At 69.4% G+C, this 20,756-nt stretch carries 18 protein-coding genes; 4 read left to right on the top strand and 14 right to left on the bottom strand.

The annotated features are described in order from the left end of the window. Positions 1–36 precede the first annotated feature (36 nt). Positions 37–834: a hypothetical protein gene (locus tag O0S08_RS10925; protein WP_269039020.1), complete on the top strand. Its 798-nt coding sequence runs from the start codon at positions 37–39 to the stop codon at positions 832–834. On the opposite strand, the gene O0S08_RS10920 is transcribed toward O0S08_RS10925, so the two are convergent. From O0S08_RS10920 to O0S08_RS51035, 7 genes are all read right to left on the bottom strand, one after another. Continuing rightward, complete coding sequence (locus O0S08_RS10920) at positions 835–3,690, bottom strand: serine/threonine-protein kinase (protein ID WP_269039019.1); 2,856 nt, start codon at positions 3,688–3,690, stop codon at positions 835–837. Between the two features lie 3 nt (positions 3,691–3,693). Continuing rightward, positions 3,694–4,317, bottom strand: coding sequence for an RNA polymerase sigma factor (locus O0S08_RS10915; protein WP_269039018.1), 624 nt, complete (start codon positions 4,315–4,317; stop codon positions 3,694–3,696). A 401-nt stretch (positions 4,318–4,718) separates the two neighbouring features. Then, positions 4,719–5,495 (bottom strand): sterol desaturase family protein, encoded by a 777-nt coding sequence (locus O0S08_RS10910; RefSeq protein WP_269039017.1) that lies wholly within the window; start codon positions 5,493–5,495, stop codon positions 4,719–4,721. A 4-nt stretch (positions 5,496–5,499) separates the two neighbouring features. Continuing rightward, complete coding sequence (locus tag O0S08_RS10905) at positions 5,500–5,913, bottom strand: PASTA domain-containing protein (RefSeq protein ID WP_269039016.1); 414 nt, start codon at positions 5,911–5,913, stop codon at positions 5,500–5,502. A gap of 517 nt (positions 5,914–6,430) precedes the next feature. Further along, a complete protein-coding gene (locus O0S08_RS10900) occupies positions 6,431–6,751 on the bottom strand; it encodes a hypothetical protein (protein ID WP_269032845.1) in 321 nt (106 codons plus the stop codon). Then, a complete protein-coding gene (locus tag O0S08_RS10895; RefSeq protein WP_269037968.1) occupies positions 6,748–7,794 on the bottom strand; it encodes an IS630 family transposase in 1,047 nt (348 codons plus the stop codon). Before O0S08_RS10895 ends, O0S08_RS10900 begins: the two co-directional genes overlap by 4 nt. A 435-nt stretch (positions 7,795–8,229) precedes the next feature. After that, positions 8,230–10,125 (bottom strand): BRCT domain-containing protein, encoded by a 1,896-nt coding sequence (locus O0S08_RS51035; protein ID WP_276082594.1) that lies wholly within the window; start codon positions 10,123–10,125, stop codon positions 8,230–8,232. 112 nt (positions 10,126–10,237) lie between these two features. On the opposite strand from O0S08_RS51035, the gene O0S08_RS10885 reads away from it, so the two are divergent. Continuing rightward, complete coding sequence (locus O0S08_RS10885) at positions 10,238–10,918, top strand: hypothetical protein (RefSeq protein ID WP_269039015.1); 681 nt, start codon at positions 10,238–10,240, stop codon at positions 10,916–10,918. A 232-nt stretch (positions 10,919–11,150) separates the two neighbouring features. Here O0S08_RS10885 and O0S08_RS10880 read toward each other — a convergent pair whose 3' ends face one another. After that, positions 11,151–12,449 (bottom strand): helix-turn-helix transcriptional regulator, encoded by a 1,299-nt coding sequence (locus O0S08_RS10880; RefSeq protein WP_269039014.1) that lies wholly within the window; start codon positions 12,447–12,449, stop codon positions 11,151–11,153. 54 nt (positions 12,450–12,503) lie between these two features. On the opposite strand from O0S08_RS10880, the gene O0S08_RS10875 reads away from it, so the two are divergent. Further along, positions 12,504–13,970: a beta-helix domain-containing protein gene (locus O0S08_RS10875; protein ID WP_269039013.1), complete on the top strand. Its 1,467-nt coding sequence runs from the start codon at positions 12,504–12,506 to the stop codon at positions 13,968–13,970. Positions 13,971–14,121: 151 nt separating this feature from the next. On the opposite strand, the gene O0S08_RS10870 is transcribed toward O0S08_RS10875, so the two are convergent. The 3 genes from O0S08_RS10870 to O0S08_RS10860 all read right to left on the bottom strand — a co-directional run bounded on the left by O0S08_RS10870 (position 14,122) and on the right by O0S08_RS10860 (position 15,819). Then, positions 14,122–14,631, bottom strand: a complete 510-nt coding sequence (locus O0S08_RS10870) for a hypothetical protein (protein WP_269039012.1) — start codon at positions 14,629–14,631, stop codon at positions 14,122–14,124. Positions 14,632–14,640: 9 nt separating this feature from the next. Beyond that, positions 14,641–15,393, bottom strand: a complete 753-nt coding sequence (locus O0S08_RS10865) for a hypothetical protein (protein ID WP_269039011.1) — start codon at positions 15,391–15,393, stop codon at positions 14,641–14,643. 102 nt (positions 15,394–15,495) lie between these two features. Next, positions 15,496–15,819, bottom strand: coding sequence for a hypothetical protein (locus tag O0S08_RS10860; RefSeq protein ID WP_269039010.1), 324 nt, complete (start codon positions 15,817–15,819; stop codon positions 15,496–15,498). A 485-nt stretch (positions 15,820–16,304) separates the two neighbouring features. Here O0S08_RS10860 and O0S08_RS10855 point away from each other — a divergent pair, with 485 nt between their 5' ends. After that, the gene (locus O0S08_RS10855) at positions 16,305–16,904 is read left to right on the top strand and encodes a hypothetical protein (RefSeq protein WP_269039009.1); all 600 of its coding nucleotides are present in this window, start codon (positions 16,305–16,307) and stop codon (positions 16,902–16,904) included. A gap of 48 nt (positions 16,905–16,952) precedes the next feature. On the opposite strand, the gene O0S08_RS10850 is transcribed toward O0S08_RS10855, so the two are convergent. From O0S08_RS10850 to O0S08_RS10840, 3 genes are all read right to left on the bottom strand, one after another. Next, a complete protein-coding gene (locus O0S08_RS10850; protein ID WP_269039008.1) occupies positions 16,953–18,659 on the bottom strand; it encodes a hypothetical protein in 1,707 nt (568 codons plus the stop codon). A 76-nt stretch (positions 18,660–18,735) separates the two neighbouring features. Beyond that, the gene (locus tag O0S08_RS10845; RefSeq protein WP_269039007.1) at positions 18,736–18,885 is read right to left on the bottom strand and encodes a hypothetical protein; all 150 of its coding nucleotides are present in this window, start codon (positions 18,883–18,885) and stop codon (positions 18,736–18,738) included. A gap of 179 nt (positions 18,886–19,064) precedes the next feature. Then, a complete protein-coding gene (locus tag O0S08_RS10840; protein WP_269039006.1) occupies positions 19,065–20,591 on the bottom strand; it encodes an FG-GAP repeat domain-containing protein in 1,527 nt (508 codons plus the stop codon). Between the last annotated feature and the right edge of the window lie 165 nt (positions 20,592–20,756).

Here is a 20,756-nt window from a genome sequence, read left to right as displayed (position 1 = left end):
CCCGGCCGCGAAGTACGATGCGATGGAGGCCGCGACGTGACGAATTACAAGATCAACCTCACCAATAATTCCCGCGTCGATCTCTATGCATTCGAAGTGGTCCCCGCCGGATCCGAGGTGGCGCTGAATTGCCCGCAGGGTTCGACCTTCGTCAAGGTCCCCGCCGGCGCGACCGCTGTTCAGATCGCCAGCTTCAATCCCCCGCATACGGACTCCTGGGGGTGGATCAGCGTCGGCCTCGCCGACCAGGACCGCGCCTATCAGGTGTACTGCGAGCGCACCTACGACGGGTACGACAGATACGCGCTGTTCGGCTACTACGACGCGGACAACACGGAAGAGGACTCGAACAGGTCGCCGTTCCCCGCTGGCGTCGCGCAGGGCAGCCTCGGCGGCGAATCGTACGACTACGTGTTCAACGGCAAGACGGTCGGCTACGAGCTCGCGCTGGGCCCCTGGCCCGATGTCGAAGGTTATGTCTGGCAGTCCTATGATGCTTCCGGCCAGTGCTGGACACCCCTGCTGGCGTCGCTGTCGACCAGGTCGTCACCGAGCGACACCTCGGCCAAGCTGGAGGTCGACGGCGCGACGACCACGGTCGAATTGACCATTCGCAATTCGACCGGTCGCCCGTTCACCGTCGACATCGTGCAGGACAGCGTCAACCGGTGGAGCGAGACCGTGCTCGTGTCGGTCACGATCGCCGTGCATCTCCAGGTGCCCGCCGACGCGAGCTCGGTGCTCCGCATCACCGGGAGCTACGCCGACGGCGAACAGCTCCCTCTCCTGTCGCTGCCCGACCCGACGTTCACGATCAAGCGCAAGGGCGCCTGATCAGCCGCGCAACCACGCGTCGATCGCCGCGACCTGCTCCTTCATGTCGCGGACCGCGTAGTCGGCCCGCGCCTCGCGGGCCAGCAGCGCCGCGCGCGGCGATCGTCGCCCTTCGCCGGCCGCGAGCGCGCACGCCAGCGAGAACCGCAGATCGGCGATCTCCAGCGGCTCCGCGCCGCTCTCGAGCTGCAGCGCCAGCGCCCGCTCGAGGTCCTCGACGGCCTGCCGGGGCTGCCCTGCGGCCAGCGCGACCTTACCCCGGCCCTTGAGCGGCAGCGCCAGGCTCGGGTCCTCGGGCGGCTTGGTCGACCCGTAGATCACCAGCGCGCGATCGAAGCTGGCGCGCGCCTCGTCGAGGCGGCCGAGCGCGAGCTCGGACTCGCCGAGGTTGCTGTACAGGCGAGCGACCAGCGGATGCGTCGGCCCGAGGACGCTGACGCGGATCGGCAGCGCCGCCTGGTACGCCGCGATCGAGCCCGGGATGTCACCCGCGAAGAAGCGCAGCACGCCGCGCGCCTCGTGCAGCTCGCCGAGCAGCTCGTGCGCGGGCCCGAGCTCGCGCTCGTGCACGGCCATGACGGCGTCGAGCCGCGCGAGGCCGGTAGCGAACTCGCCGGCGAGCATGTCGAGCTTGGTCTGCACGAACTCGATCCGCGCCGCGCTCAGCGAGTCGTCGCCGAAGGCCCGGCGCGCGGAGTCCTCGGCCGCGTCGAGGCGTGCGCGCGCCCCCGCGAGGTCGCCGGTGTCGATGGCGAGCAGCGCGAGGTCGAAGGCGTAGTCGCCGGCCGCCGGCGAGCCATCGCCCCAGCGGCGCCGCGCGGCCGCGTGGCCCGCCTCGAGCATCGCCAGCGCGTCGTCGTGGCGACCGAGTTGGGCCAGCATCGCGGCGATGTTCAGCCGCTGCGACTCGGCGCGCGTGTCTTCGCCGAGCTGCCGCGCCGACTCGCGGACCTGCTCGTGAGCCGCGAGCGCGTCGGCGAAGCGCCCAGCCTGCGCCAGCTGCCGCGCCTTGGCCACGCGCAGCGACAGGGTCCGCGGGTCCGTCGAGCGACCGAGCCGCCGCAGCGCGGCGTCGGCCTCGTCGATCAGCCACTGCTCGAGCTCGGGTTTCGACCAGCGCCCGCTCGCCGCCTCGGCCGCCTCGACCAGCAGCGTCGCAGCGAGCTCGTCGAGCCGCTGCGCCTCCGCCTCGCGGGCGACGGCGACGAGCGCCGGGACCCCGCGGGTCGTCTGCTCGCGCAGCAGATCGAGCCGCGCCGGGAATGCGTCGAGCTCGAGGCGCAGCGGGACGTAGCCCCGCGGCGGGCCACCTGCCATGAATTCATCGACGCTCGCCTCTGCGCGGGCGAGCGCCCCAGCGGCCGCCAGGGCGCCAGCCCGCGCGAGCACGTCGTAGCCGCGCAGGACGGCCCCGCGCGCCGGCTCCTCCGCCGGCAACGGCTCGATCTGCGCCAGCCGCTCGGGATCGCTGCAATCGTCGAGCGCCGGTAGGTTCGCCAACAGCTCCGGCGCCCGCCCGGCGAGCGGCAGGTCGCTGTCCTCGGCCAGCAACGTGTCGAGCGCCACCTCCACGCGCCGGCGCTTGCGCTCGAGGCAGGCGTTGCGAAGGTCGAGGGCCGAGTCGGATTGCAGCCCCTCGATCCGCGTCGCCGCGCACGCTGCCCGCCGCGCCTCCTGCCATTCGCGCGCCCACGCGTCGAACCCCGCGGTCAATGTCGACACCGTGGTCTGGGCGAAGGCGAGCGAGTCGTCGGTGAAGCGCTCGCGCAGCGCGGCTCGCCGGGCGTCGTCCCAGGTGCCCGCGAGCGCTCCCGGGTCGACAGCGCACAGCGGCGGCTGCTCGGGCGGCGCGACGAACTGCGCGGCCGCCCCGCCGGTCACGAGAGCGCCAAGGGCCGCGCCGCCGAGGGCCAGGCCGAGCCGCCGCCGCGGCCCGGCGACGACCGCCTCGAGCTCGGCGAGGAGCTCGGCGAGCGACCGGAAGCGCGCCCGCGGATCGAGCGAGAGGCCGCGCGAGAGGGCGCGGGTGAGCCGCGGTGACGCGTGCTCGATCTTCGCGTCGTCGGCGCCCGTCGGCCGGCGCTCGGCGAGCGACTCCCAGATCGCCACGCACAGGGAGTATTGATCGGCCGCAGCGTCGACCTCGCGCCCGGCGAGCTGCTCGGGCGCGGCGTAGGCCCGCGTGCCGGCGAACCCGGCGGCGCGCGGCGTGTCGTCGCCGCTCGCTCCGCTCTCCTGCGTGCTGGCGGGCGCGTACGGCTCGCTGCGCGGCGAGTGGACGAGGCCGAAGTCGATCAGCCGCGCGCGGCCGTCGTCCCCGATCAGCACGTTGCTGGGCTTGACGTCGCGGTGGACCAGTCCGGCCGCATGAACCGCGACGAGGCCGCGGCCCACGGCGATCCAGTGCTCGAGGATCGCCGTGGACGTCGGCCGCGGCGTGCGCGTCAGGTAGTCGCGCATCGTCGTCCCGGGCACGTGCTCCATCGCGATCCACACGCGCTCGTCGGTCAACCCGGCCTCGAAGATCGTGATGACGTTGGGGTGGGCGAGCCGGGCCAGGCTCCGTGCCTCTCGCAGCGCCCGCTCGCGCTGGCTCGCAGGGAAGGCGCGGGTGTCGATCAACTTGACCGCCACCGTGCGCTCGAGCTGCGGATCGAAGGCGCGGTACACGATGCCCATGCCGCCCTCTCCGATCCGCTCGCGCAGCTCGAAGCGACCGAAGCGCGGCGAGACTGCCTCACGGCCGAACATCGTGGTCATCAACCGCGCACGGACCAACTCGGCGTCGACGCTGTCGGGCAGCGCCCGCGCCAGGCCGGCCGGCTCTTCGCTCGCCTCGCCACCCGCGTCGGTCATCGCTCAGCGGCCAGCGTCCCAGTAATCGCGCAGGCCGTCGGCCCAGCGCTCGAGCCCGTCGATCGTGGAGCTGATCTCTTCGGGCGTCCTGGCCAGCGCCTCGACGGCGCCACGCAGCTCGAGCTTGGCCTTGCGCAGCCGCCCGCGGATCGCCGGCTCGGTCTCGCCGAGGACCGCCGCGATCTCCTTGCCGGACATCTGCTCCCAGTACGTCATCTCGAGCGCGACCTGCGAATCGATCGGAATCCTCCGAAGCGCCGTCAACAGGATCTGCTGCTCGCGCTGGATGCCGATGATCGTGCTCACCCCCAGTCCGCAATCGGCGAGCGAGATCTCGTCGCTGTCGATCGGCTGATCCTTGTGGCGGTCACGCAGGTGCTTCAGGAGCAAATTACGCGCGATCGACAGCAAGAACGTGCGAAAGCTGGCGTCCCCGCGGTAGCGCGCGCGCGCCTCGACGCCCGCCAGGAAGCACTGCTGGACCAGATCCTCGACGGTGGCCAAGCTGGACAGTTTGTTGGCGAAGAATCGGTAGACGGTGCGGTAATGGCGGATAAACAGGCGGCTACCGGCTTCTCCATCGCCGGCAGCCCAGGCGCTCAAGAGCGCTCCGTCGTCCTCGTCCATGGGGCGACGTTAGCAAATCGGCTGGTCCTCGTCCCGCCGGCCGGCTCGGGTCGCCATCGCACGCGCGGGGCGCTCGTCGAGGTGCTGACAGCTGTCCGGAGGCGCGGATTCGCCGAACGCGGGCGCCGTTGCGTCGATGTCCAGACCGCCAAGGTTCGTATCGGGTGCCGGTGTCGTCGTCGACACGGCACTCCTGCGATTCGGGGCGCGGGACCGCGGTGTCGGCACGATGGCGTTCACCCCGTCGTCCCTCGCCGCGGCCGCGATGCGCCGTCACCGTGGTAGACGATTGAGTCAGCCGGCGGCGACGGTCGTCGAGGGTGGTGGCTGCGACCGGACGTCGAAGCCCTGGTCGCCTCTCCGCTCATTCGAATTCGCAGCAGCTGTCCATCCATGCTCCGTCACTCCACGCGGCGACCCACGAACGGCAGGACGAGGAGTCCGAGGAAGCTGCGCGGCGTCGGCGTGGACAACCCCACCGGACCCGCGGGCGCGGGGTCGTGGGTGCCGAACAGGCGATCGATCCACGGGAACACCGTGGAGAAGTTGCGCGGCGCTCCGTCGCACTGATGGTGCCGGTGGTGGAACGCCGGCGTGGCTAGCAGCTCGCTCAACCACTTCGTCGCCCGGCTGCGCGGCAGCTCGAGATCGGCGTGGACGAACACCGTGTTGAGGCGCAGCGCGAGCAGCACCAGCGCGTGCGCGCCGAGCGGCACGCCGAGCAGCACCAGCGCCGCGTTCTGGGCCAGCGTCATCAGCACGATCTCGAGCGGGTGCTGGCGGAACGACGCCAGCCAGTCCATGCGCTCCGAGCTGTGGTGCACCGCGTGCAGCCGCCACAGCCACGGGACCGCGTGGGCGAGCCGGTGGTACGCGTAGCCGACCAGCTCGAAGATCACGAGCCCGACCCCGACCTCGAGCGCGGTGCGAACCGTGCGATCGCCGACCGCGACGAACAGCGGCTCCGCGAGCGCGAGGGGCTCGAGCCCCGCCAGCGCGCCCCCGACCAGCGTGGCGACGCCGAGGTGGACGAGCAGACCGCCGAAGGTAGCGAAGCCGAGGTCCGCGAGGCGATCGGGCCGCGGGCCGCGATGGCGGCCGAACAGCTGCTCGAGCGGCGCGAACGCGAGGCCCGCCAGCGCCGTGAACACGAGCACTTGTACGATCGCGTCGTTCATCGGCTCAGTACCCCGACACGAGACGCCTCAGCGCGCGCGCCTTCGCCTTCACCGTCGCGCCGGGCACGACCTCCGTGCCGGCGTCGACCTTCTGCGTGCGCACCTCGTAGTCGCCCCATGACCAGCGCGGGACCGCGTCGCCGTACTCGTCGCGCACCGACAGCTTGAGGCCGACCGCCGCGAGCTCCTTCGCGGCCTTGCGCAGGGTCATTTGCTCGATATCGGGCACGACGACCAGCGCGGGGCCCAGCGGCTCGACCGGCAGCGCCGCGAGGTCGACCTCGGTGACCGTCGCCATCACGATCGGCTCGACCGCAGCGACGGGAGCGACCGACTCGGACTCGAAGTCGTCGACCGCGAACACCGCGAGCCCGTCGAGGTCGTCCTCCCCCGCCTCTTCGACCGCGCGGGCGGACATGCCCTCGAAATAAATCAAACCGACCAACGCTGCCCCGCTCAGGCCCAGGCCCACGGCCAGGCGGCGGCTCTCCCGGATACGCTCGTTCGTGCGGCTCATGCGACCCCGTGGCTGCCAACGCGCCACCGGGCCGACCGATTCCGCGGCCACGAGGATGCGCGCTCGCGTCGCTGTCGTCGGGGCTGGTGCCGAACCGCCGATCGCGTCGACGGAGCCCTCACCCCCGAGCTCGGTCCCAGTCGCTCCGCCGCGCTCGCGGAGTTGCCTCCGAAGAGACGCTGTCGCTCCGCCACGAGCCCGGCGAGCCGCTGTCGTTCGCCGTGATCGTGCCGCCGGTGTCGCTCCCGGCGAGCCCCTGTCGCTCGCAGCGTAGGGCCTGCACTTCTGGCCCTCGGGACATGCAGAGCTCGCAATGCACGGTAGAACGACCTGGAACAGCCTCAAGTGCGTCCCCATTGTTCCCGCCGTCGTTGGCATTGGGGTCTAGTACATCCGGCCCGAAGTTCTCCAGGGGTTGCTAGGCCCTCTCTGCAAGGGTCCAGCCGAAGTTGCCGAGGAGCAGCTCGAGCAGTTCGTCGCGAGAGGCGCGGAAGGGTGTTGGTTCCCAGCGCCCGGTATGGGTAGCCATCTCCAGCTGCCACAAGTTGGCGGCGAGACGGCGCAGGCGCGCGTGCGGGATCGGATCGTGGGTGGGGCCGGACTCGAGGGTGATGAGCGGGGCGCGATGCCGGACACGGATATGTGCGAGGCCCTGGTGTTGGCGCAGGAACTGCTCGACAGCGCGAGCGTCATCATCCGATTTCGCAGCGGCGTTGCGGGTGGTGCGTGGACGGCTCATGCGGCGTGGTGCCGCTGAGTGTGGACGAAGTGACCGCGGAAGGTCCAGTTGAACGGGTGCGCTTCGTCGCTGTTCCAGCGCCGGATGAAGCTCATCACGGCGCGGGGCAAGGCTCCGGCGCAAGGAAAGTCGGCGTAACGAAGGACGCGGCGCTGCAGCAGCGAGAACCAGATCTCGATCTGGTTGACCCACGAGGCATGGATCGGCGTGTATACGAAGTGGAAGCGGTCGCCGTGACGCCGGTTGAAGCGAGCCCAACGCTGGTCCGCACCCTCATAGTGGATGTTGAGGTTATCCCAGACGACGTAGAGCTGGCCGGTAGGATATTTGCGGGCAAGGCTCTCCATGAAGTCCAAGAGGTCCTCGGCCCGTCGTTGCGGCTTGCACTCGCCCAGGACTTCACCGGTGCGGACGTCGAAGGCCGCGAACAACGACCAGGTACCGCGGCGGACGTACTCGAACTCGAAACGGCCCGCGCGGCCGGGCGCGGGGAGCTTGCTGGGAAATCTCCGTCCGAGCGCCTGCATGCCGGTCTTCTCGTCGACGCAGAGCACATGAGCTCCGTCCGGGGGATGATGGTAGAGATCGCAGATGCGCTGAACCTTGCGACAGAAGTCGGGGTCGGGGCTGTGCAGCCAGAGCCTCATCTTGTGCGGCCGGAAATCCTCGTTGCGCAAGATTCGCCCCACCTCGGACACGCTGAGCCCGACACCTGTCTCATGAAGCAGGCGCCTTGCCAACGTCGCATATGTCCACGTCGAACGGGTCTGCTGGCCATGCCTGGCAGGCTTGTCACAGGCGAGTTTGATGAGCTTGCAGCGTGTCGCCGGCGATACCCGAGGAGGTCGCCCACTTCGCGGACGATCCTCGAGCGTCACGACTCGCCCATCACGCGCGAAGCGCCCACGCCACCCCCTCACCGTGTCCACGTGGCAGCCCAATCTCCGCGCAATCTCCTGGTTTGAGTGCCCTTCGGCAGCGAGGAGCACGAGCCTCGCCCGGAGTACGAGGCGTGCCTCGGCGCGGCCACTCCGGGCCAGCACCTCCAGTTCGTCACGGACCGAAGGTGCCAAACGAAGCCGTTGTGCTCGTGGGCCTGGCACATCGACGAGATCGTTTTCGCGCCTCGCCTATTCCACCGCCTATACCGCCCTGGCGATGGATCCAGGACAGAACCCCTGGAGAACTTCGGGCAGGCAGTACTAGCGCCTCCTGTACACCACATCACCAAATCCCGGGAACAAGCGCTCGTCTGGACGCTGTTCAATCGCCATCCCGTGCTGTTGCCTCTCGATGTGGAATCGGCTGCTGATCGACTGGCCTCGCCCGCGCCCTCGCCTACCGTTTCCGTGAGCGCCGGCGTATCGCCAACCACGCAGCGCCGCGCCACGCGAGCCCGTCGGCGGCGCCGCTGGTCGCGTCACAGCCGAAGCCGATCTTCACCGCTGGCGCGCGGAAGGTGCTCGACGACGTCTGGCTCAACGCCGGGCGGCGATCGCGGCCTCGACCGTGGCGCGCTCGTCCTCGCGGAGGAACGCGAGCTGACGCCCCCCGTCGGCGCGCTCGATCCGCATCAGCATGCGCCCGTCCTTCTGCGCCTCGTACGTGACCGCGCGCGCGGTCTCCGCGGCCTCGACGAGCGCGCGTAGCCGCGGCTCGGCCGGCAGCGCCGCGACCCGCACCTCCTCGGGCGGCCCGTAGCGAGAGGGCAGTAGATCGTCGATCGAGGGCGGGCGTGTAGCGAGGAAGCCGCGGGGATCGCGGCGTGCCTCCTCGAAACGCTTCTCCGTCGCGCAGAACCCGAAGAGCTCGCCGCGCCAGCGGTTCGAGCCCTTCGTCGCTACCACTGCGCCGACGTAGTCGTCGAACGAGACCGTGGGTCGCCCGTCGTCGAACACGCCGTGATCGTCGCCGACCTGCACCCGCACCACGCCGCGATCGACCAGGAACGCAGGCGTGTACCAGTCGCCCACGAAGTCGAAGCCCACGAAGCTCCGATCGTAGCGCTCCATCTCGCCGTCGATCGTCGCGTGGGCGCGCGAGTAGTCGAGGCCCTCCGGTCCGAACACCCGATCGATCGAGGGCATTGCGATCAAGTGCATGGTGTCCGTCATCAGCTCGTCGATGCGCGCGATCGTCGGCATCCGATCGTCGCGGGCATGCACCGCCGCATCGAGCTGTGGGTCGTCGCGGTCGAGCCACACCAGCGCGCAACCATCGCGCTCCGCATAGAACGCGATCACCTCGTCGGTCGGAGCGATCCCGAGGCGGCTCACGAACGGCGGCACGATCGAGCTCGGATCTCGCGGTGGACCTCGGTGCACGATCGCCAGGTGCACCCGCGGGTGCGCTTCGAGCTCCGCGACCAGGCGATCGAACGCGGCGTGGAACGGATGGGATCCGATCGGCGCGGGCGCGACTCCGGTGATCGCCAGGAACAGCGCACTCTCGTCGGCGATCGCTATGCCCAGCTCGCGCGCCTTCTCGAGCTTCGATCCCGCATCCGCTCCCGCGAACACGAGGTCGGTCTTCTTCGAGACCGAGCTGGTCACCTTCGCACCGCGGGCCTTCAGCCCGGCCTCGGCGACCGCGCGGCTCACCCGCGCGAAGGTCCCGGTGAGGACGATGGTCTTCCCTCGGACGTCCATGTGCCGAGTGTGCATCAGGCGGGTCCGCGCGGTTCGCGCCGTCCCCGCGAGATCTCGCCGTCGACCCGTTGTGTGCACCTGGACCGACCGCGAGCGACTTGCCGCGCGGATGAACTCGCCCTCGATGCCCTGGAGGTATTCGCCGGGGGTCCGCCTCCCGGTGGATCGACCGGACCGGGGACACTGATCGCCTGATTGCGGTGTCGTCGCCTTCGCGGCCACCATCGTCGCCCTCGCAGGCGAGAGTCCGTAGTGGGAGCAGCGAGAGCGAGGTTTCTGCTTCCGCAGATTGTAGCCCTCGGTGCGGTAGGCCTGGAGCCCCTCGAGCAGCTCGATCTTCCCCCACGACCACGACGGCGGCGTGAGCTGGCCGACCATCCGATAATCATCCTTGTACACGTCGTCGGCCGGCGGATCGAAGTGTCCGTCGAACGGCGCAGGGACGGCCTCCCCCGGATCGAGCAAGTTCCTCGCGATGGGCACGGCGTCGCCGGTGTCGCTCCCACCGTCGGCCTCGTCGACGGCGCCCGCATCGTCGGGCGAGGCGTCGCAGCCGGCGGATGTCGCCAGGCCGAGGCCAGAGAGCGCTATGAACAGATACGACAGCGAGGGCAGCAAGCACCGCATGACACTTCTCCTCAATGTCCGGACGGGCAGGGACGTTAGTCTCGGGGCCCGTGGATGGTCAAGCGATCTATTTTGCGCTGCAACATGAATGCGGTGCAAGATGCCACACCTGGCGTTGACCGGGGTAAGCGTCCATAACGGAGATCAATGTTGCGGCGCAGCAAAGGTGCGGACATATGCGGCCCGCACCAATGCTGGTTATACTCACGGCGTGTCCCCCCTCCCCCTCCGTGTCCGGATCATCGGCGGCCTTCTCTGCGCCGTGGCGCTGTCGCTTACGGTGTACTGGGTCGCTACCGGAACCGGTCCCTACGCGGTGTTCCTCGCGGCCGAGCTCGGCGAGGATCCAGCGACGCATCCGCTCGCAGCCGCCGGCCTCACGTTCATCGTGACCGAAGTTCCGGCGCTCGTCCTGATGTTCGTCCTCGCCGCGTTCACGCTGCGCCGGGAAGGGCGAGTTTTGGGGGCAATGGCCGGTGCCGCGCGCGCCGAGCTCCGCGCGGCCGTGAATGACAAAGGGGACCCCGAGAGCCTGCGCGCCGCGAGGAATTTCGGCATTGCGGCCGGCGGCGGCGTGGCCGGGGCCGCCATCCGCGCGGGCTGGTTCGAGGCTTGGTTCGGCGATCCCGGCGCGTTCGCCCCGGCCATCGTCGTGGCCGCTCTGTTCGGGCTCGTCGCGGGGCTCGTGCATGGCCGGACGGCGCTCACGCGCCTCGGCTCTTGCATCGCGCTCGTGGCCGTCTCGCTCGGCTCGCTCCCGGCGGTCGCGTGGTACCTCGAACGCCGGCCCGAGCCGTTGACGGTCGAGCTGCTACTGCCGATCTTCGTGGGAGGTCTCCCGGGCGCGCTCCTGTTCTGGGCTGTCACGCTCAGGCTCCGGCGCATGCGCTAAAGATTCGTGCCCTGTTCGTCGTGGCTCGCCACACGGTGGCGCTCGAGCCTTGCCAGGTGCCCGAGCCCCGGAGCCTGTCAATGACCTTGAGACACGGTGCTGGTCAGGTTTAGTGAATTTGAGATTTCGTCCGAGTGATGATCGGAGGATAGATCTGTCGTAATGCGCCTGTCCGTAAGGACATGGACGGCCTACTCGCGAAGGCCGCGTTCGGGGCGCGATCGAACGGCGCTCACCCCCGCGCCGGCCCGCGGTGGCGGGCGAGGTGGCGGGCGAGCTGGCTGCGGTTGTCGACGCCGAGCTTGGCATAGATGGTCTGTAGCTGCTTGGCCACGGTGCTCGGCGCGACGCCCCGCGCGCTGGCGATTTGTGCGTTGCGGAGACCACGCGCTACGCCGTTGGCGACCTCGCGTTCGGAGGGGGTGAGCACCGAGTCGGGGTCGCCGACGCTTACGTCCACCGCCAGCACCCGCAGCCTGTCCTCGGCGAAGGCCACGTCGAGCGACCCGGCGCTGCGGGCTTGGAGCAGGGCGGCCAGCTCCACCCGCGAACGGGCTCGCAGCTTCTTGAGGATCTGCGTCACACACGACGACACGGTTTTCTCCGGCAGACCGAGCGCATAGCTGGCTTGTTTGTTGGTTGCGCCCAGCGCCAGGTGGCGGAGCACGCTTTGCTCGGTCGAGGTCAGCGCGCGCGGGTCGAGCACGCCGGGCCGGTTGGTGTAGGCGGCCAGGTAACGGCGGCCATCTCGCTCCCAGTGCTCCACGAGCGACCAGCGACCCGCGACCAGACCGCGCCAGAGCTCGAGGGCGCGCTCGGGGGAGCCGCGCAATTCGACGCTGCGCGCGCGGTCCATGGCCTGCACCGCTTCGGTGAGCGTGCGCCGTGCATCTCCATCGGCCGCGACCTCGGCGCTGGCGTCCTCGACCCGCCCCGCCGGCGACAGCAAGGCGTCGTGACTCATCGTGCGCGCCGCCAGCTTGCGCCGCAAGCGCAGCCCCGCCACCAGGTGCAGGCCCACGCGCTGCCAGATCCCACGCACGCGCGGCGATGGTGCCACGACGGCGGCGGACGGTGCCGACAGGGTGACGCTGCCACCCTCGGTGTCCTGGGCGAACATGCAGAAGCCATCGGAGATCCCCGCGCGCACCATCACGCGGCGAAAATGCTCGACCACCGGTGAGCCTCGGCCGAGGACCTGCTCCAGCCCGCCGCAGGTCACCAGTCGTTTGCGCAGCAGATCGAAGATCGCGTCGGGGGCGGTCTCGTTGAGCTCGAGCAGGCGCGCCTGGAACGCTGGCGAGAGAGCCCGCGCGGCGAATACTGGGCTGCGAGCGTAGTCCGGAGCGGTGCTGTCACCGGTAAATGCGTACAACCCCGCGCCCACGTCGAGGTCGGGTTGGGCGCGCGCGGTCACGGCCTCGAGCCACTCGGCCTCCGTGCCGTCGAGCTGGTAGGCGGCCTCGACGAGATCGATGGCGGTCGTGCCGCGGACGAGCGGGGGGCGGCTCGTGGGGGTGCGGGTGAGCATGCTCGGTCTCCGAACGGGTGACACCGAATGGCCAATGCGCCGGGTGATCGGAGTATGGCGGAGCTGCGCAAAACCTTGGAGCATGTCGTGCGGGCGGTGAGGTTTTTCGGGGGTGCATCCTCGCGCGCCGCCCAAGGAGCTTTCATGCCGTCACTTCGCTCGTTGCCAGGGTCCGCTCTCCTGTTCTGCGCCGCCGTCGTGGTCGCCTGCGAGGGCGAAGACGGGGCCGATCCTGGCACCGACACCGGGACCGACGCCCCGGTGCCCGCGACGTGCAGTGTCCCGAGCGGTGAGGGCACCGTGCACGCGACCGCCACGCTCGAGTCCGACGACGCGGTGTGGACCGCGGCCGCAAGCCCCCACATCGTGGATTTTCCGCCGACCATCCAGGAGGGACAGCGACTGACCATCGAGCCCTGCGCGGTGGTGCGCTTCGCCGAACGCGTCGGCATGCAGATCGAAGGGGAGCTGATCGCCGAGGGCACCGCCGACAAACCCATCGTCTTCGAGCGCGCCGGCGCCGCTGCCTGGGACAGCCTCCGCGTCACCGAGACGGGCCGCGCGCGCCTGGCCTACGCCTCGCTGAGTGGAGGCGGCGCGCTCGGCAACTCGAGCATCGACGGCACCGGCACCCTGGTCCTGGTCGGCGATCCGCGCTCGGCCCAGGGACTGATGCCGCTCGCGAGCGTGCAGCACGTGACCATCGAGGATTCAGCCTCGCTCGGCGTCTTGCTGAGCCAAAACGCCACGTTCAGCGAGGACTCGCGCGAGCTCACCGTCACCGGCAGTGGCTCGGCGCCGCTGCGCCTGTGGCAGCGTGCAGTGAGCAGCGTGCCCAGTGGTCATTACGCCGGCAACCAGGACGATGAGATCACGATCGAGGAGGGCTTCGGCAACTCGGAGATCGTCGGTGAGGCCACCCTGCACGATCGCGGCGTGCCCTATCACATGGTCGCCGGCATGCTGGTGGTCGGCAGCAGCGGCGACGATCGCACACCCGGCAGCTTGACCATCGAGCCGGGCGTGCAGCTGCGTTTCCAGCAGGGCTCGCGGCTGCTGGTGCAGGCCTACGACACCGACGAAGCCGCCACCGGCAGCTTGCGTGCGCTCGGCACCGCGGAGAAACCGATCGTGCTCACCTCGGCGGCCGAGACGCCGGCGCCGGGCGACTGGGTGGGCATCACCTTCAAGGGCACACCCGCCGCCGACAACCGCATCGAGCACACCACCATCGCCTACGCCGGCGGCGACTCGGGGATCTCCAGCTACGACTGCGCGCTGTCGGGCGACACCTTCTCCAACAACGGCGCGGTGGTGTTCTATGGCCAGCAACCGGCCTCGGTGTTCCTCACGGGCTGCCGCATCGAGCACAGCGCCCGCGACGGTGTGGTGCGCGGCTGGACCGGCGCTCCGCTCGACTTCACCGCGACCAACACCTTCGTCGATGTCGCGCGCTGCCTACAGACCTTCCCCCAGCCGCCGAACGACTCGTGTCCGGCGGATCCGCCCTGCCCGAAGTGAGCGACCGGGGCCGAGCGATACGGCAAGCTCGACGAGCACAACGGGAAACCCCCGCGCGCTCACAGGATCCTCGACACCGAGCGCCCCCCTCGCATCCTCGTCTTCCTCGCGGGTGATGGTCCGCTCGCTTCACTCCGGCGCCGGCGAGATGTCAACCGTTGGTCGAACCCGCCAAGCGGATGCCGTGGGTCGTCGCAGATGGTTTGTAACTGAGGCCGTTCGCCGTCATCGCCGCCTCGATCTGGCTGAGCTGCACGACCTCGCCGCGCCGGAGATAGGTGGGGCTACCGTTCATCCCATCCTTCATCGCCTCGCGCAAGTCGGCGGCCATCCAGTCGCACGCCCAGGCCTCGGGCAAGACGGCGACCGACCATACGCCCCGCTGCCGCAGGACTCGAAGGGTCTCGCGGCATGTTCGCTGGCCGAGCGGGTGTTCGTGAAATTCGAGAGGAGCGAGTAGCAGGACATCGGCGACGGCGGGGTCGGCCGTAACTTCGTCGAGGAGCAGCTTCGCCGCCGGACAGCCGTCGAGGATCAGCGCTGCAAAATCCGCACGCATCACGTGTCGGGCCGGCGAGAGCGTGTAGCGTGTCAATAAGGCCGCGAGCCCGCCTACCAGCGTCGCGACGAGCAATCGAGCCGCGCTTCGTCGAAGTGTCATCGTCCGCCCTCAATTATTCATCGTGGCGAGTTTTTGCTCGTAGTACTTCACGAATTCTTCCTGCATGCGGATCTGGTAGTCCATCTTGTAGTCGCCGGCGCCTTCGAGGCCCTGCTCGCGCGCTCGCTGCAGATCGAACTTCATGCCGTCCACGGACGCTCGGAGTTGGTCCGGGGTCCGCGGCTTCTCCGGCCCGGACGAGATCCGTTGAGACAGGGCATAGGTCTTTTGATCACCGGGCGGCAACGGGATCACCCGGCCCAGGCGGTGCTTGGCGATACAGTTGACGAAGTCTTCGCAGGCCGGTTCCTTCGAGGGGACGAGATCGCTGCGCGAAAAAACCACTCTGCCGGAGCTCTCGTCTTCCCGCTCGACGACCATCGCCACGCCGTACTTGCAGGTGCCGGTCGCGTTCTGGGCGAACTTCTCCCCGCACTGGCGGCGCTCCTCCGCCCCGAAGAAGGGCGTACTCAAGTGGAGGAGCGTGTTCGACCAGATCTCCCCCTGTTGCTCCCACAAGGACGCCACTTCGAACGCGTCATCGGCTCGCGTCGAGAGGGTCTCCTTGTCGTCGGGGCGCAAAGACCATTCATCGAGGATGATGTTGGCGGGGTCGTACAACCGACTGTCCACGCCGCCGCCGCCTCCCTCCGGGAGGGCTGAGTTCTTGTCTGCGCGCACTGCCGTAGGTGCCGGCGGCGTGATGGTCCCGCTCCGCTGCCACCACATCACCGCCACGAAGACCCCGGCGATGACCAACAACGGCCCTATCGTCTCCCGCGCCTGCATAAGAACTTCACCCTCCACTCTATCAGAAAAGAGCGAAGACCCGGTCCCCTTCGGGCTGGTCTTCGCTCACACGCGCTAGAACCCGAACGCCTGCGGGAGGTAGCGCGGGACCGGCGGCGCCGCGCCGTCACCCTCGCCGTCGTCCTCGGCGAGGCCGGTGGTCCCGCCGATGGAGCAGATGGTGCAGTTGTAGGGCGTGGCGTGGCACGTCGGGAGCGTCAGGTACTTCATGCACGGCGGGTCATCCGCTTCCTGCGCCGCTTCGGCGTCGGCCGACAGGCTGTCCTGAACCTGCGGCCGCGCCTGGACGCTGCCCAGGGAGGCGACGAAGGCGAACGCGAATGCGAACGCACCGGCGAGAAATCCCGTCTCGATACACTTCAAAGAACGATTCTGCATGGCCGCCATGTTGACAGGTCCGCAACGGGATGACAACACTTTAAATTGCTTGTGCCCGATCCAGAGATGATTGCCTCGCCCCCGAAAATCTCGGTCGTCTCTGTCCATTCGGGATGAGCTGCGGCTCGTTTCCCCCAATCCCTCTCAGCGCATTATGCGCAGGTTCCCCTGCGCTCGTTGGGGCTATCGATCGGTGCTCGATCGCTATCCTTGATAGACGAAGAGAGGCGCGCCAATTCGTCGCCCCCCACACGGCCGAGCACGCCCGGGTCTTTTCCCCAAGGGCATCCGGCAAGCATCTCTGGACGCCCTCTCTTGTCGGCTCGAGCGCGCCGCAGTGCTCGAACCCGTGGTCCCCAGCACGCGGCCTCGGGTGCGCGAGCGTGGCCAAGGCGATGCCCTCAGCGAGGTCCGAACGTGGCCGCAGTCGATCGAGGCCGAGATCGACTGCGAGTACAACACCGGCCGGGCAAGTTCCGCTGATATTGGAGCTCTTCGTCCTCGTCGTGGGTTGTCACGGCCGGGTCGAGCAGGCCCGGAAACCGGTCCTCGCCGAGCACCTGCTGAGGCGCGCACGTCGGACCGGCCTTCAGGACGACAACGCCCGCCGTCTCCACAGCGCCATCGGCGACATCGCGCCCAGCGACAAATTCGCTGGCCGTGAGGTCGTCATCTTCACCGAGCGCGACCGCAAACTCGAGGCCGCTCGAGAGCGCCCTTCCCGCTACGATGGGGGCATGTCGACGGACGCGAACGCCACCATCGAGATCCTGGGCTTGCGACGAACCGCGGGGCCGCAGTGGGCTCAAATCAACCTGGACCGGGACTACGTGCTCTTCGATCTGCTGAGCGGCGCGCGCTCCGACGATCCTGGCCATGCGTTGATTCCGCCGCGCTCGGTCGACGGTGCGAATGCTTGGAGCGGCGCGACCTGGCTGTGGGCAGCGGAGCTCGACGAGGTCTGCAAAGCCTATCAGGAGCGTCAAGGTCAGCCTGCGGCGGAGCTCGAGGCGATCGCAGCTGCGATGCACCGATTGAACGGGAACGCTTCGCAGCGCACGCGCTGCGTGTTCCGGTTCTTCTAGGCCATGTCCGAAAGCCCGGAAAGGCCCGTTTTTTCTCGTGACCTGTCCTCAGGGCAAGACGACAAAGCGCTGCACGCTCTCGCCCGCCGCCGAGATCGCCGCCGGGGTCCCGACGTCAGGGGCAATCGCAATCATGTACAGCCTGGCCGCAGCCCCGTCGGCGGCGGCGCGAAAGAACACCGCGCTGTCGTCGGCCGCGAACGCGCTATTCAGGGTCGGGAGCGTCCCCACGGGCAGCGCGCTCGACAGGCTGAGCGGCGCGCTCGGCTGGTCGCCGGCGATGTCGACCAGCAGCAGCTCGGCCACCGCCGGGCCGAGGCCGCCGAGGTACAGGAACCGCTCGCCATCGTGGCTCGGCAGCAATTGGACGGTGAGGATCGCGTGCTCGGGAGCGGGGCCGATGGGCATGACCGTGCCGGGCTGATCCAGGCGCGCCAGGAACACGTGGTAGTCCGGGAATTGATCGAGGCGCGCGGCGTAGAGCATGCGCTGCCCGTCGGCCAGGAAGGTGAACCCCGACGTGACGCTGCCGCCCGGCGCGAGCGCTCCGTTGATCTTGCTCGGCGGCGCCGCCACGTCCGCGATCTCGCTGACGTACAGCTGCGTGTCGTCCGGCGTCTCGTGGTCCGCCAGGTAGCCGACCCGGGCGCCGTCGGGCGAGAACTTCGCGCTCTTGGCCTGGACATGCATCGGCGCGCCCGCGTTGAACGTCTGCAGCGGCCCCGGCATCGCCCCGTCGACCGCGACGTGGTGGAGGTCGCCGTACACGCCGGCGCCGTTCCACACCAGGAGGTGCGACATCGACGGGTCCCAGGTCGGCCGCGCGAGGTCGGCCAGCGGCGCGTGCAGCGGCACCAGCGGACCCGGCACATCGGCGCTCACGTCGACCGCGAAGTTCTGTTGCGTCGCGTCGCGGAGATAGACCGTCTTCGCGTCGGGTGCGAGCGTCGGGGTCAGCGCAGGGTCGGCCGACGCCGCCACCAGCGCTGCGTCGATCCCTGCGAGATCGCCGAGCAAGACCTCGGTGTTCGAGTCGTCGAGCGTCCGGGTCTGGTACAACAGGCGCCCGTCGGCCGGCGAGACATCGAACACGTACGAGAGGTACGTCATCGGCGCCAGCGAGGGCGCGAACACCTGCAGCGCGCACGCGCCGTCGGCCCCGATCTCGCACACCGAGAACTCGAGGTCCCCGGGCTGAAGGTCCTGCGGCCCCCCGCCGACGATGAGGTGCTTCCGGTCCGCCGAGAAGTTGACGTACAGGATGTCGTACGCCCCCGGCAGGCTCACCTCGTGGGCCGAGGCGGCGTCGAGCAGCCACAGCCGCTTCGGACCGGCCCCATACGACTGCACCGCCGCGTGCGGCTTGCCCGCCTCCGGGAGATCGTACTCTCCGAACCTCGCGCCCTCCGGCGCCTCGAGGAGCGTCACCGGCGCTCCGGCGACGCCGTCGACGATCTCGACGCTGCGCACCGCGACCACGTCGGACGTGCCCTCCGCGACCACCGCGTAGAGGATCCGGGTGGCGCCGGGCATCGACCCCGTGGTCGTGTCATCCGTCGTCGAGCCGGTCGTCGACCCTGGGGTCATGTCATCCGTGGTCGTCGAGCCGGTCGTCGGCTCGTCGGTGGTCGTGACCGCGTCGCTCGTCGAGCCCCCGTTCGTCGACGACCCGGCGTCCGTCTCGGTGCCGGACGAATCGGGGCAGGCAGATAGCAGCGCGAGCGCCGCGAAGGAAAGAATAGGTCGAAAGCTCATTCCGCGAGGATAGCAGACGCCCCGACGCAGGCGCGCCCATCAAGCATCCTGTTTTTTAGACCATGTTCGATCGGACCTAGCGATCGCCGATCGCCGCGACGCGCAGATCGTCGGCCGGATACGCGGCTGCGAGCGTGAGCGAGCCGACGACCTCGGCGAGGATGACCGACACCCGGTCGCCCCCCGCCGGCGACCACGAGATCGACGCGCCCGGCGGCGTCGACATCGATGCGAGCGCGGCGGGGTCGTCGGGCGCCGCTGCGACGAGTCATCCACCGCCCGGTCCCGTCGCAGCCCCGTCGAATTTTTTTGCTGCGCCGGAGGCGACGGCGACGAGCGCCAGCGCCGAAGCGCAAGGGGCTCGCTGCCCGCGGTGATTCATCGGGGCTTCGTGCGGGCGAGCCGTCACCCGCACAGACCGCGATAGACCAGCCAGTGCTCGTTCCCGACCGGCTGATTGTCGTCACAATCGGAGGTCGCGACCAGATCGGGGACCTGGTCGCCGTCGACGTCGCTGACCACGTACGCGTAGGGCTCGCAGTACACGCTGGACAGGCTGCCGGCGTCGAGCTCGGCGGGCACCGACCATTGGCTCGGGCTCTCGGCGAAGCCCGCGCCGGTGTTCCCGTAGATCAACCAGTGCGAGGTCCCGAGCGGGGTCTGGTCGTCGCAATCGGTGGTCGCCACCAGGTCGACGCGCCCGTCGCGGTCGTAGTCGGCCGAGACATAGGCGTAGGGGTCGCAGTTGTCGCTCCCGAAGCTCTCCGCGGCGAGCACCGCCGGCACCGGCCAGGTCTCCGGCTGGTCGGCGAACCCGCTGCCGGTGTTGGCGAAGAGCTGCCATTGTGTGCTGCCGAGCGGGGTCTGATCGTCGCAATCGCTGGTCGCTACCAGCTCCGGCAGCCCGTCGCCGTCGAGATCGAGCAGCGTGTAGGTGTAGGGCTCGCAGTAGCTGCTCACCGGCCATTCCACGTCGAGGAACACCGGCAACGACCAGATGTGGGACTCCGCGGCGAAGCCGCTCCCCGTATTGGGATATACCCACCATTCGCTGGTGCCGAGCGCGGTCTGGTCGTCACAATCGCTGGTCACGACCAGGTCGCTCCGGCCGTCGCCTTCGAGGTCGAGCAGCACGAAGGAGTACGGCTCGCAGAGGCCCCAGCCCGGCTGGTGCGCGTTGAGCTCCGGCGGCACCGACCAACTCGTCGGGTCCTCGGCGAAGCCCGACCCGGTGTTCTCGAAGACCAGCCAGTGCGAGGTGCCGAGCGGGGTCTGATCGTCGCAGTCGCTGGTCGCGACCAGGTCGGCCAGGCCGTCGCCCGCCAGGTCCAGCAACGTGTAGGTGTACGGCTCGCAGTACGTGCTGCCGGGGCTGCCGGCGTCGAGGATCGCGGGGACCGACCACATGCTGGGCTGGTCCGCGAAGCCCGACCCGGTGTTCTGGTACACCAGCCAGTGCGTCGAGCCGAGCGCGGTCTGGTCGTCGCAGTCGCTGGTCGCGACCAGGTCGCCCTTGCCGTTGCCGTCGAGATCGAGGGTGCTGTAGGTGTACGGTTCGCAGAAGCCGTCGGCGAACGAGCCGACGTTGAGCGCGACAGGGACAGACCAGACGGTGGGCGTGTCGGCGAACCCGGAGCCCACGCACGGGGGGTCCACGCCGCCGTCGCTGGTCTCTCCGTCGCTGTCGCCGGTCTCGCCGTCGCTATCGCCGGTCCCACCGGTCTCGGTGGGCCCGCCGCTGCCCGTCACGACCACGTCATCCGTCGTGCCGACACCGGTCTCGCTGTCCTCGCCGCCCCCGCCCGGACCGCCGACACTCTGCTGCCCGACGGTCGCGCTCACCCCGGTCGCCTCGTTCGGGTCCTCCCCGCCGTTGCAGGCCACGCACAAGCTCAGGAGCAACGACCACCCACCCATCCTGTCGTCGAGCATCGCCAAGGGTTCTACCCGAAGTTGCCTGCGTCTTGTACGGGTCACGAAAATCGCGCGTGCTCGTCCCCGGCCCGGCCGCCACTTCATGAGATGGATTGCGGGTACCGTCCTCGACCGGTGCGTCGTCGATACGCCGCGTGAGGAGGTCCGACGAGGCTGCCCGAA

Source organism: Nannocystis punicea, assembly GCF_026965555.1.
Classification (GTDB): Bacteria; Myxococcota_A; Polyangia; order Nannocystales; family Nannocystaceae; genus Nannocystis; species Nannocystis punicea.
The sequence above is the reverse complement of the archived record's forward strand: the minus strand, read 5'-3'. Positions and strand labels throughout refer to the sequence as shown.

What these genes read in the sequence shown, in the direction of transcription:
- O0S08_RS10920 (WP_269039019.1), bottom strand. Translation starts at nt 3,690, where the DNA reads ATGACCGACGCGGGTGGCGAGGCGAGCGAAGAGCCGGCCGGCCTGGCG.
- O0S08_RS10915 (WP_269039018.1), bottom strand. Translation starts at nt 4,317, where the DNA reads ATGGACGAGGACGACGGAGCGCTCTTGAGCGCCTGGGCTGCCGGCGAT.
- O0S08_RS10910 (WP_269039017.1), bottom strand. Translation starts at nt 5,495, where the DNA reads ATGAACGACGCGATCGTACAAGTGCTCGTGTTCACGGCGCTGGCGGGC.
- O0S08_RS10905 (WP_269039016.1), bottom strand. Translation starts at nt 5,913, where the DNA reads ATGTCCGCCCGCGCGGTCGAAGAGGCGGGGGAGGACGACCTCGACGGG.
- O0S08_RS10900 (WP_269032845.1), bottom strand. Translation starts at nt 6,751, where the DNA reads ATGAGCCGTCCACGCACCACCCGCAACGCCGCTGCGAAATCGGATGAT.
- O0S08_RS10880 (WP_269039014.1), bottom strand. Translation starts at nt 12,449, where the DNA reads ATGCTCACCCGCACCCCCACGAGCCGCCCCCCGCTCGTCCGCGGCACG.
- O0S08_RS10875 (WP_269039013.1), top strand. Translation starts at nt 12,504, where the DNA reads ATGGCGGAGCTGCGCAAAACCTTGGAGCATGTCGTGCGGGCGGTGAGG.
- O0S08_RS10870 (WP_269039012.1), bottom strand. Translation starts at nt 14,631, where the DNA reads ATGACACTTCGACGAAGCGCGGCTCGATTGCTCGTCGCGACGCTGGTA.
- O0S08_RS10860 (WP_269039010.1), bottom strand. Translation starts at nt 15,819, where the DNA reads ATGCAGAATCGTTCTTTGAAGTGTATCGAGACGGGATTTCTCGCCGGT.
- O0S08_RS10850 (WP_269039008.1), bottom strand. Translation starts at nt 18,659, where the DNA reads ATGAGCTTTCGACCTATTCTTTCCTTCGCGGCGCTCGCGCTGCTATCT.
- O0S08_RS10845 (WP_269039007.1), bottom strand. Translation starts at nt 18,885, where the DNA reads ATGTCGACGCCGCCGGGCGCGTCGATCTCGTGGTCGCCGGCGGGGGGC.
- O0S08_RS10840 (WP_269039006.1), bottom strand. Translation starts at nt 20,591, where the DNA reads ATGCTCGACGACAGGATGGGTGGGTGGTCGTTGCTCCTGAGCTTGTGC.